General features: G+C 68.2%; 11 protein-coding genes. 5 read left to right on the top strand and 6 right to left on the bottom strand.

What is annotated here, in order from left to right:
• The 4 genes from KIH74_RS13800 to KIH74_RS13785 all read left to right on the top strand — a co-directional run bounded on the left by KIH74_RS13800 (position 1) and on the right by KIH74_RS13785 (position 5,596).
• Complete coding sequence (locus KIH74_RS13800; RefSeq protein WP_214156303.1) at positions 1-858, top strand: class I SAM-dependent methyltransferase; 858 nt, start codon at positions 1-3, stop codon at positions 856-858.
• A 34-nt stretch (positions 859-892) separates the two neighbouring features.
• Positions 893-2,518: a (2,3-dihydroxybenzoyl)adenylate synthase gene (locus tag KIH74_RS13795; protein WP_214156302.1), complete on the top strand. Its 1,626-nt coding sequence runs from the start codon at positions 893-895 to the stop codon at positions 2,516-2,518.
• A gap of 9 nt (positions 2,519-2,527) precedes the next feature.
• Positions 2,528-3,757: an FAD-dependent oxidoreductase gene (locus KIH74_RS13790; RefSeq protein ID WP_214156301.1), complete on the top strand. Its 1,230-nt coding sequence runs from the start codon at positions 2,528-2,530 to the stop codon at positions 3,755-3,757.
• A 150-nt stretch (positions 3,758-3,907) separates the two neighbouring features.
• Positions 3,908-5,596 carry an L-lactate permease gene (locus KIH74_RS13785; protein ID WP_214156300.1) on the top strand — a complete coding sequence of 563 codons (1,689 nt, stop codon included), beginning with the start codon at positions 3,908-3,910 and terminating at the stop codon, positions 5,594-5,596.
• 73 nt (positions 5,597-5,669) lie between these two features.
• On the opposite strand, the gene KIH74_RS13780 is transcribed toward KIH74_RS13785, so the two are convergent.
• The 3 genes from KIH74_RS13780 to KIH74_RS13770 all read right to left on the bottom strand — a co-directional run bounded on the left by KIH74_RS13780 (position 5,670) and on the right by KIH74_RS13770 (position 7,255).
• Complete coding sequence (locus KIH74_RS13780) at positions 5,670-6,101, bottom strand: hypothetical protein (RefSeq protein ID WP_214156299.1); 432 nt, start codon at positions 6,099-6,101, stop codon at positions 5,670-5,672.
• 129 nt (positions 6,102-6,230) lie between these two features.
• The gene (locus tag KIH74_RS13775; protein ID WP_214156298.1) at positions 6,231-6,437 is read right to left on the bottom strand and encodes a DUF397 domain-containing protein; all 207 of its coding nucleotides are present in this window, start codon (positions 6,435-6,437) and stop codon (positions 6,231-6,233) included.
• Positions 6,434-7,255: a helix-turn-helix domain-containing protein gene (locus tag KIH74_RS13770; RefSeq protein ID WP_214156297.1), complete on the bottom strand. Its 822-nt coding sequence runs from the start codon at positions 7,253-7,255 to the stop codon at positions 6,434-6,436. Before KIH74_RS13770 ends, KIH74_RS13775 begins: the two co-directional genes overlap by 4 nt.
• 154 nt (positions 7,256-7,409) lie before the next feature.
• Here KIH74_RS13770 and KIH74_RS13765 point away from each other — a divergent pair, with 154 nt between their 5' ends.
• Positions 7,410-7,736: a hypothetical protein gene (locus tag KIH74_RS13765; protein ID WP_214156296.1), complete on the top strand. Its 327-nt coding sequence runs from the start codon at positions 7,410-7,412 to the stop codon at positions 7,734-7,736.
• 203 nt (positions 7,737-7,939) lie between these two features.
• On the opposite strand, the gene KIH74_RS13760 is transcribed toward KIH74_RS13765, so the two are convergent.
• The 3 genes from KIH74_RS13760 to KIH74_RS13750 are packed head-to-tail and all read right to left on the bottom strand — an operon-like array spanning position 7,940 to position 10,603.
• Positions 7,940-8,593: a methionine ABC transporter permease gene (locus KIH74_RS13760; RefSeq protein ID WP_214156295.1), complete on the bottom strand. Its 654-nt coding sequence runs from the start codon at positions 8,591-8,593 to the stop codon at positions 7,940-7,942.
• Positions 8,590-9,642 carry a methionine ABC transporter ATP-binding protein gene (locus KIH74_RS13755; RefSeq protein WP_308113768.1) on the bottom strand — a complete coding sequence of 351 codons (1,053 nt, stop codon included), beginning with the start codon at positions 9,640-9,642 and terminating at the stop codon, positions 8,590-8,592. The genes KIH74_RS13760 and KIH74_RS13755 overlap by 4 nt, the downstream gene beginning before the upstream one ends.
• Positions 9,629-10,603: a MetQ/NlpA family ABC transporter substrate-binding protein gene (locus KIH74_RS13750; RefSeq protein ID WP_214156294.1), complete on the bottom strand. Its 975-nt coding sequence runs from the start codon at positions 10,601-10,603 to the stop codon at positions 9,629-9,631. Before KIH74_RS13750 ends, KIH74_RS13755 begins: the two co-directional genes overlap by 14 nt.
• Positions 10,604-10,658: the final 55 nt, after the last annotated feature.

Genomic DNA, 10,658 nt, shown 5'->3' with positions numbered 1-10,658 from the left:
ATGACCGGAAACGTCGTCACCACACCGGACAACACGGCGGTGAGAACCGCCCTGTGGCGCGCTCTGCACACGCAGGTCGACGAAGCGCCGCACGTCCTGGAAGACGCCATCGGGGCGCGGCTGGCGCAGGACGGCGACGGATGGCGCGAGCGCGCGGACATGGTTCCCGCCCACACGGGCGGGAAGCGGGCCACGATCGTCGGAAGGGCCCGGCTGGCCGAGGATCTGGTGGCGCAGGCGGCCGGCCGTGGGGTGGATCAGTACGTGATTCTGGGTGCGGGCCTGGACACGTACGCGCAACGCCATCCCGAGGCCGGGCCCACGATGACCGTTTTCGAGATTGACCAGCCGCAGACCCAGACCTGGAAGCGCAACCGGCTGAGCGAGATCGGTTACGAGACACCGCAGTGGCTGCGCTTCGTCCCGGTCGACTTCGAGGCCGATGACGACTGGTGGGACCGGCTGAAAGCAGCGGGATTCGACAGCTCGCGCCCCGCGGTGGTGTCCTGGCTGGGCGTCACCATGTACCTGACCGAACAGGCCACGGCAGCGACACTCCGGCGGCTGGCGTCCCTGCCCGCAGGATCGACCCTGATCCTCACCTTCTTCCCTCCGATCGAAGACCTCGATCCCGAGGACGTGCCGATCCGGCGCGCCTCACGAGAGGGTTCCCGCCGGGCCGGAACGCCTTTCATCGGCTTCTACACCCCCGCCCAGATCATCGGGCTGGCCCGTCAGGCCGGGTTCACCGCCGCCGAGCACGTCTCGGCGGCCGGTCTGACCGAGCGCTACTTCACCGGCAGGACCGACGGACTGCGGCCCTACAGCGGCGAGGAAGTCCTGATCGCGACGGTCTGAACCGCCCCGAAAGCTGATCACCGAAAGGAAACACATGAGCATCGAGCCGCTGCCCCTGGACGGCGTGGTCCAGTACCCGCCGGAAACGGTGGCCGAGTACCTGGACAAGGGGTACTGGCGCGACCAGACCCTGTCCGAGCTGCTGTTCGCGACCGCGCGCCAGCATCCGGACAAGACAGCGGTGATCGACCGCGACCGTCAGCTGACCTACGCCCAGCTGACCGACGAGATCCTGCGGCTGGCCGCGGGTCTTCAGCAGCTGGGACTGCGTCGTGGGGACCGGGTCGTCGTGCACCTGCCCAACACCTACGAGTACATCGTGTTCGTCTTCGCCTTCTGGGAACTCGGGGTCGTCCCCGTCGTCGCCCCGATCGCGCACCGCCGCACCGAGATCGAGCACTTCGTCCGCATCGCGCAGGCCCGCGTCTACATCACCGTCGCCTCGGACAGCGGCACCGATCTCGCCGCGATGGCCGCCGACCTGAAGCAGCGCTGGTCCCACCTGGAACACACCGTGATCCTCGATCAGGGTGGTGGCGGCGCCGAGTACCAGGCGCTGCTGTCCCGGGGGACGCTCGAGCACGCCCGGCGGTGCAGCCCCCAGGACGTCGCGCTGTTGCAGATCTCCGGCGGCACGACAGGCGTGCCGAAACTGATGCCACACACCCACCAGACGTACGGCTACGCGCTGCGCCGGAGCGTCGGCGAACGAGGAATCGTCTTTCGCACGATCCACCTGCTGGTCATACCGATCTGCCACAGCATGTCGACCCGTTCCCCCGGCTTCCTGGGCGCGTTCAGCGTCGGCGCCACGATCGTGATCGCCCCGAACGGCAGCCCCGACACCGCATTTCCGCTGATCGAGAAGCACCGGGTGAACCGGGTGTCGCTGGTACCACCGATCCTGCTCGCCTGGCTGAACTCCTCGCTGCGCAAGTCTTCTGATCTGTCCAGCCTGGAAGTGATCATGTGCGGCGGCGCGAAGCTGACCGAAACCGTGGCCGCGCGCGTCGAGCCAGAATTCGGTGTGCAGCTGTCGCAGAGCTTCGGGATGGGGGAGGGCCTGGTCGTCAGCAACCCGGCCGACGTCGACCGGGCCACCAGCGTGCGCTACCAGGGCCGGCCGGCCTCGGAGGCCGACGAGATCCGCGTCGTCGACGACGAGGGGAACGACGTGCCCCCCGGCGTCGCCGGGCACCTGCTGACGCGAGGACCATCGGTGATTCTCGGCTACTACCGCAACCCCGAGCAGAACGCCCTGGCCTTCACCCCCGACGGTTTCTACCGCACCGGTGACATCGTCGAGCGGGACCACCGTGGATTCATCCGGGTCGTGGGCCGTTCGAAAGACCAGATCAACCGTGGCGGTGAGAAGATCGCGCCCGAGGAACTGGAGAACGCGATCCTCGCCCACGCCGGCGTCCACAACGCTTCGGCGATCGGCGTCGACGACGAGATCCTCGGCGAACGCGTCAAGGTGTACCTGATTCCCCGCTCGCCGCAGAGCGCATCCGACCTCACCCTGGGCAAGGTGCGTCAGTTCCTGCGGGAAAGTGGCCTCGCCACGTTCAAGCTCCCCGATGTCGTGGAGGTGGTCGACGAGTTCCCCTACACCGCCGTCGGCAAGGTCAGCAAACGTCTCCAGCGCGAGCAGAACTAGGCGCCCGCCGTGACGTCGCCACAGAGCATCAGCCCCCGTGTCGTCGTGGTGGGAGCGGGCCCCGTCGGGATGGTGTGCGCCCTGGCGCTCAACCGGCTGGGTGTCCCGGTCACCGTCCTGGAGTCGGAGCCGGCACCGGTGAAGGACCAGCGGGCCGCGACCCTCCATCCGAGCACCCTGGAGATGCTGGACGAACTGGGCATCGTCGAGAAGATCCGGGAGCACTGCCTGGTCTCGAGCACCTATCGCTTCCACGACCGGCCGAGCGGGGAGCTGGTGGCCGAGTTCGATCTCGGCCGGCTCGGGAACGAGATCCGGTTCCCCTATGTCTTGCAGTACGAGCAGTACAAACTCACCGCTTCGATCGCCGAGGAGTACGCCGACGCCTCCGATTTCGACGTGCGGTTCTCGCACACGCTGACCGGGCTGACCGAGACCGCCGGCGGCATCGAGGTGGAGTACGACTCACCCGGCGGCCCGGAACGACTGAGGGCCTCCTACGTGATCGGCTGCGACGGTGGCCGGTCGACGGTGCGCCGGCTCGCGGGCCTCCAGTTCGACGGCTTCACCTATCCCGAACGGTTCATCAAGATCGCGACCGGCTTCGACTTCAAGGCCGTCAAGCCGAATCTGTCCCTGCGCAACTACTTCTCCGACCCCCTGGAGTGGGCCAACCTGTTCAAGGTGCGGGGGGAGACACCCGAGGGCCTGTGGCGGGTCATTCTGCCGATCAGCCGCGGTGAGGACGACGCCACCGCCCTGTCGGCGGCACGCGTCGAGGAGCGACTCCAGCGATTCTTCCCGAAGACCGACCCGTACTACGTCGAGTACGTCAACGTCTACCAAGTGAATCAGCGTGTGGCCGAGGCCTTCCGGAAGGGCCGGGTCCTGCTCGCCGGCGACAGCGCCCACGTCAACAACCCGATCGGGGGCATGGGCATGAACGGCGGCATCCACGACGCCGTCAACCTGGCCGAGAAACTCTCACGGGTCATCCATGGCCAGGCCGGCGACGACCTGCTCGACGTCTACAGCCGTCAGCGCCGCCACGCCGCGCTCAACTACATCCAGGCACAGACCATCGCCAACAAGAAGCTCCTGGAGGAACGCGACCCTGCGGTCCGACGACGCAACCTCGACGCATTACGGCGCACCGCAGAGCATTTCGACACGGCTCGCGCCTACATGCGTCGCGCGGCCCTGTACGACAGCCTGCACGACGCCGCGGCGGTCAGCTGAACACATCTCCCGCCACATCCGGGCCAGGCGCCCCCGGACCCCCATGACCTAATGCCCGAAAAAACCGAATGACGGCACTTAAGGCGATCTGTCCCACGGTGGAACGCTGACCACGATGGAATCACCGCTCCACCGTGGGAGTCGTTCACCGTGTATCAGCAAGACTTCGATCCGGCCGGTTCACTGGGCCTTTCGGCACTCGTCGCGTTCCTGCCCCTGCTCACCCTGCTGATCCTGCTCGGCGGGTTCAGGATGAAGGCACACTGGGCCGGGCTGGTATCGCTGCTCGTCGCCCTGGCCGGGGCCGTGTTCGTCTACGACATGCCGGTTCCGCAGGCACTCGACGCCGGGCTGCTGGGTTCGGGCGTCAGCGTCCTGATCATCCTGTGGCTGACGTTCAACGCCATCTGGATCTACAACATGACCGTTCACACCGGCCACTTCGAAGTGCTCAGAAGATCTTTCGCCAGCGTCAGCGAAGACCGGCGGATCCAGGCCATCATCATCGCGTTCTGCTTCGGCGCCCTGCTGGAGGCGCTCGCGGGCGGGGGCTCGCCGATCGCGATCTGCGCGGTGATGCTCGGCGTGATCGGTTTCGACCCGCTCAAGGCCGCCGCCATGGCCCTGGTCGCGAACACCGCGCCGGTCGCGTTCGGCGGCCTGGGCAACCCGATCACCGTGCTGGCGACCACCACCGGCCTGCCGGCCGAGGACCTCGGCGCGATGGCCGGGCGGCAGACCCCGCTGCTGGCCATGCTCGTGCCGTTCATCCTGGTGTTCATGGCCGACGGCCGACGTGGCCTGCGGGAGGCCTGGGCCGGTGCGCTCATCGGTGGCGTCTCGTTCGGCGTGGCCCAGTTCGTGTTCGCCAACTACGTGGACTACAAGCTGTGCGACATCTTCGCGGCCCTCGTCGCCGCGGCCGCGCTGATTCTCTACAGCCGGTTCTTCCTCAACAGCAAAAGCGTGGGGACGACGAAAGCCCCGGCAGGACAAGCCCATCCGGACGGTGAGTCCAGCGAGGGCGGAGCCGCCGGTGGGGTGACCGCGGACGGCGGCGCCGCCGTGGCCGTCACCGCGACGGCCGAGGTCGTCGACACCCGCCGTCAGCAGTTCCTGGCCTTCGCCCCGTACGCGGTGATCATCGCCGTGTTCACCCTCGCCCAGATCCCGGCGATCAAGGATCTGCTGGCCGAGGGCACCGTGGTGTTCGCCTGGCCCGGCCTCGACATCGTCTCGCCCTCGGGTGAGGCGGTGGCCACCAACTACACGCTGAACTGGGCCTCGGCCACCGGCACGCTGCTGATGCTGTCGGGCCTGATCACCGCCGCCGTCCTCAGGATCGGCCCGGCGCAGGCCGCGCGGATCTACGTGAACACCATGCGCCAGTTCGGCTGGGCCATCTTCACCATCCTGTGCGTGTTCGCGTTGTCGTACGTGATGAACCTGTCCGGCCAGATCTCGACCCTCGGCGTGTGGCTGGCCGGGGCGGGCGGGTTCTTCGCCTTCCTGTCGCCGATCGTCGGCTGGTTCGGCGTGACCATCACCGGCACCGACGCCGGCTCGAACGCCCTGTTCGGCGGTCTCCAGGCCGAGGTGGCCCAGCAGCTCGGCGCGCACCCGGTGCTGTTCGGCGCCGCCAACACCTCCGGCGGCGTGATGGCCAAGATGATCTCGCCGCAGAGCCTGGCCGTCGGCACCGCCGCGGTCGGCCTGGTCGGTGCCGAAGGCACGCTGTTCCGGCGGGTCTTCGGCTGGAGCGTGCTGTTGCTCCTGCTGTTGTGCGGGATCGTCTACCTCCAGTCGACGCCGGTGCTGGACTGGATGGTCGTGTCGTAACACGAACCACGCCCGGGTCACGATCCTGCTGGAGGATCGTGACCCGGGCGTGAGGGGGTTCCGGCGGAACGTCTCAGTCCTCGTCGTCCTCGTCGTCGAGGCTGACGATCAGCTCCACCACGTCGTCGATGAAGCGTTCGAGGGCCTCCTCGGTGATGCCCATGTCCTGCACCGTGGCGGCGGTGATCAGGTTCTGGGCGGCGACCGTCTGCTCCAGGGAAACGTCGTCCAGCCCCTCCACCTCGTCGTACACGCTCAGGATCATCTGCTCGGCCAGTCGCGGGTCCAGCGCCCCGGGTTTGAGGTAGATGTCGCCCAGGTGCGTGACGAACTCACGGGCCTGCTCGGCAGTGGCCTGCTCACCGAACCGCAGCTCGACCGCCACGGCGAAGGCGGCCGCGCTGATCTCGGCGAGCGCCTCCGGCTCGCGGTCGGCGGGCCTGGGCTCAGGGGCGCCCTCGACGCCGAGAATCCAGCGGAGTGGGGCTCGCAGTTCGTTTGACACCAGATTCCTCGTTCCGTGCGGAGCCATTGCGGCCGCCCAGTCTTCCAGCTCCTGCGGGCGGCCTGCGCCACGCGGCTCCGGAACGATCGACTCCCTGGCGAAAAGCCTCACCCGAAGACGGCTGTGAGCTCAGGCGGGGTGGCTGAGGTGGTCGAACTCGCCGTCGCGGGCGCCGGTGAGCCAGGTGGTCAGGCCGGCAGGGGAGAGCTGGAGGACGGCGCCGGTGGGGTTCTTGGAGTCGCGCAGTTCGGGGGTGCCGTGGTGGCGGCGCATCTCGACGCAGGCACCTCCGGTGTCGGATGCGGAGGCCTTGAACCAGGAAATGTCGGCGGTCATGTCAGGTACTCCTCGATCGGTGTGGCCGATGCTCGCACTAGATGGTACTTCGCCCTCTGTGCGCTGACCGTGGCCGAAGCTTCCTCGTAGCGACCGCCCAGCACGCCTTCCACATAGACGACATCCGGAACATCGCTGTCGTCGAAGCCGAGGATGTGCAGCGATCCACGCATCAGGGCATGTGCCCCCGCCCTCCAGGTGAGGACAGAGATGTCGACGCTCGGCCGCTGCCCGATGCGGAGTAGGTGCTGTCGTTGTCGGTCCAGGACCGTGGGACCCCCGATCTCCCGCAGCAGAGTACCCTCACCGAGAACGAACGACAGCCGGATCGGCCGGGCGCGGTCCAGCACCGTTCGCTGCCGCTCCTGTCGGAATTCGACCTGCCGCCGGCGGTCCTCTGCGGAGCGGGTGGGAAAGGGATTCGCGTCGAACACCGCCGCCGTGTACTCGGGCGTCTGCAACAGCCCGTGCACCAGCTCGCCCTCCCAGGCCAGCAGCTCGTCGGCCGCCGACTCCAGCTCGACGTAGGTACCGAAGTGCGGGCTGACGAGGAGGTCGGAAAAACCTTCCCACCAGCCGTTCTGGGCGGTGTTCAGGGCCATTGACGACAAGCGGCTCTTCGCCTCGGCCGAGGCCCGGTACAGGTCGCAGAGCGCCCACACGGTCTCCAGTCGTACCGACACCTCGCCGTGTTCCAGCCGATGCAGTTTGCTGGTGCTGGCGATCTTGGTGCCGGCCACCTGCGACGGGGTGACGCCCGCAGCCTGGCGCAGGGCCGCGAGCTGTCTTCCGAGTGACTTCCTCACCACGACGGACATCCCAAAAGTGTGCCAGATCACCGGCTCCCGCGACTGCGATCCCGCTGCGGGCGCCTCGTAGCGGGATTCCCGACACGAGGGTGTGCACAACGAAGGCCCTGTGGAACAGGATGTGGCTCACGGAAGTGGACGGCGGATCGCGAAGGGGACGCGGATGCGCGAGGTGCGGCACGGCGAGGACCACGTCTGGGCGAGGTCGTCGGTGGTGGAGGAGGAGGCCGTGGATCACGAGCGGGTGATCGGGGTCGTCCGGGTGACGGGCGACGAGGTGGTGGTGCGGGTGGCTCAGCGGGTGGATCACGATCTGCTCGCCGACCCGGTCGTCATCACCATGAGCCGCCCGCGGATCACCGTGGGGGAAACGTTCGAGACGGATGCGGCGCAGGCCCGGGAGATCGCCGAGTGTCTGTGGAGAGCAGCGGATTTCATGGATGCTCTGGGGTCGCCGGAGCGCAGGCCGCGACTGGTGACGCGCGGCTGAGGATCCGTCGCCGTGGGGCGACGGTGGCAGCGGCGCCGGAGACCTCCCTCCGCCCCGGCGTCCGGTGCCGGGTGCGCGCCCCCTCGGGACGGGGGAATCGGGGCGCGCACCCATGAACGCGGTTCGTGGGGCGGGTGTTTCGTCGTCCCCACACAAGAGCCGTGGTCGTGCACGAGGGGCATCTCGTGCACGACCACGGTGGTTCAGCGGCGCAGGGCCCTGCGGGCGAGGTAGTTGCCCAGGAACTGCCCGGCCTGCACGATGATGATCATCGCGGCCACGCTGATGTACACCACCGGCCAGTTGTAGCGTTGCGAGCCGTAGGTGATGGCGAAGTCGCCGATCCCGCCACCACCGAAAAGGCCTGCCTGGGCGGACATGTCGACGATCGCGACGAACATGAACGTGTAGCCCAGGATCAGTGGGCCGAGCGCCTCGGGCACCAGCACGGTGAGCAGGATGCCTACCGGCCCGGCCCCGGCGGCGCGGGCCGCCTCGATCACGCCCGGGCTGACCGTGAGCAGGTTCTGCTCGACGATCCGGCTGACCGCGAACGCCGCCGACAGCGACAGCGCGAACGTCACCGCGTTGGTGCCGATCGTGGTGCCGATGGACGCCAGCATCAGCGGCTGGATGGCCACCAGGAAGATCACGAACGGGATCGGCCGGACGATGTTCACCGCCACGTTCAGCAGGATGAACACCGGCCGGTTCGCCAGCAGGTTGCCCGGCCGGGTGGCGTACAGCACGACGCCCAGGGCCAGCCCGAGCAGACCGCCGACGACCACCGAGATCGACACGATGAAGAAGGTCTGGCCGATCGCCTCCTGGAACACCGGCCAGTCGAAATCGCTCATCGCACATGCTCCTCGACGTCGAACTCGTCCGCACGCAGGGCCGACAGCGCGTTGTCGACGGCCCCGTCGTCACCGGTCAGCGCGAAGGTCAGGCTGCCCACCGGGCGCTCCTGGAGCTCGCTGATCCCGCCGAACACGATCTCGGCCTCCACGTCCCGCTTGATGAAGGCCGACGACAGCGTGGTCTGGAACCCGGGCCGGTCCTGCACCCGCACCGACACCAGCCGGCCCGGGTGCACCTGCCGCAGCCGGGCCAGGGTGTCGGCGGAGGGCCGGTCGCGCAGCGTGCTGCTGACGAACCGGGTCGCCTCCGGTGTCTTCGGCGTCGCGAAAACGTCGTAGACACTGCCGGTCTCGATCACCTGACCGGAATCGATCACGGCCACCCGGTCGGCGATCCGGCGGATCACGTCCATCTCGTGGGTGATGATCACGATGGTGATCCCCAGCTCGCGGTTGACCTGCCGGAGCAGGTTCAGCACGTCCTGAGTGGTCTCCGGGTCCAGCGCGCTGGTGGCCTCGTCGGCCAGCAGCAGCGACGGATCGGTGGCCAGGGCCCGGGCGATGCCGACCCGCTGCTGCTGCCCGCCGGACAACTGCTCGGGGTGGTCGTTGGCCCGCTGGAGCAGGCCGACGAAGTCGAGCAGCCGCGCCACCTTCTTGTCGCGGGCCGGCTGCTTCACCCCGGCCACCTTCAGCGGGTAGGCCACGTTGCCGGCCACCGTGCGCGAGCGGAACAGGTTGAACTGCTGGAAGATCATCCCGATGTCGCGGCGCACGGAGCGCAGCTCCCGCTCGGGCAGGCCCGCGATGTCACGGTCACCGACCCGGAGCCGGCCGGTGGTGACCGGCTCCAGGCCGTTGATCAGCCGCACCAGGGTGCTCTTGCCCGCCCCGGACTGGCCGATGATGCCGAAGATCTCTCCCCGGCGGATCTCCAGGTCGATCCCGCGCAGCACCTCGTGCGGGGGATCCTTGCGGGTGCGCCCCGGGAAGGTCTTGGTCACGCCCTCGAAACGGACGTGCACCGCGGGCTCACTTGGCGGCACGCGCCTGTTCCTCCACCTTCGCCAGCTCGGCCTGGAGATCGGCGGCCGAGGTGTCACGGAACACCGCGGTGTTGTCGTTGGCCTCCTGCACGCCGGCCTCGACCGACGGGTCGTGGTAGAGCGCGGCGAGCTTCTGGTACGTCTCGTTGTCCTTGTCCTCGGCGCGTGCGGCGAAGATGTTGACGTACGGGGCGGCCGAGTCGCTGGCCGGGTCGTCCTGGTAGAGCACCTGGTCGTTGGTGAGACCGGCGTCGGCGGCGTAGTTCTTGTTGACGATCGAGGCGTCGGTGGAACCGCTCTTCACCGCGCCGGCCGTCTGTGAGGCGTCCAGCGGCACGACCTCGATCTTGGCGGTCTCGATGTCGTCGGTGCTGGAGAACGCGCCCCCGCCGTCCTTGAGGGTCAGCAGCCCGGCCGCCTGGAGCACGAGCAGGCCGCGGGCCTCGTTGATCGTGTCGTTCGGGATGGCGACCTTGGCCTTGGCCGGCAGTTCCTCCGGCTTCTCGTAGTCGGTGGAGTACAGCGGCAGCGGGTACACCGCCGTGGCGCCGATCGGCTGGAGGGTGTCGTTGCTGGTGACGTTGTAGTCGGCCAGGTACTGGATGTGCTGGAACTGGTTCAGGTCGGTCTCGCCCTGCTTCAGCGCCGGGTTCGGCTGGCTGTAGTCACCGAAGTTGACCAGCTTGACGTTGACGTTCAGTTCCTTCTTGGCCAGGTCGGTGTAGGTCTTCCAGTACGCCTGCGAGGCGTCGGTGACGCCGATGCTCACGGTCTGCGCGGCGCCGGCACCGTCCTCGTCGTCGTCACCGCTCGCGGACACCGCGTAGGCCACGCCGGCGATCGCCACGACGATCACGGCCGCCCCGGCGATCAGGGCGTTGCGGCGGGTGTTGCGCGGCTTGCTGGGCAGCTGGGGCTCGTTCGCGTCGCTGGGCTCGGTGGGCAGGTTGGGCTCGGACATCGGTCATCCTCGGGTTCGGATGTGGGCAGGGGGAATCGCCCGGTCCCGATCGGGA

The sequence above is a fragment of the Kineosporia corallincola genome (genome assembly GCF_018499875.1).
GTDB classification, from domain to species: Bacteria; Actinomycetota; Actinomycetes; order Actinomycetales; family Kineosporiaceae; genus Kineosporia; species Kineosporia corallincola.
Note: the sequence above shows the minus strand (reverse complement) of the source record. Positions and strands in the feature narration are given on the sequence as shown.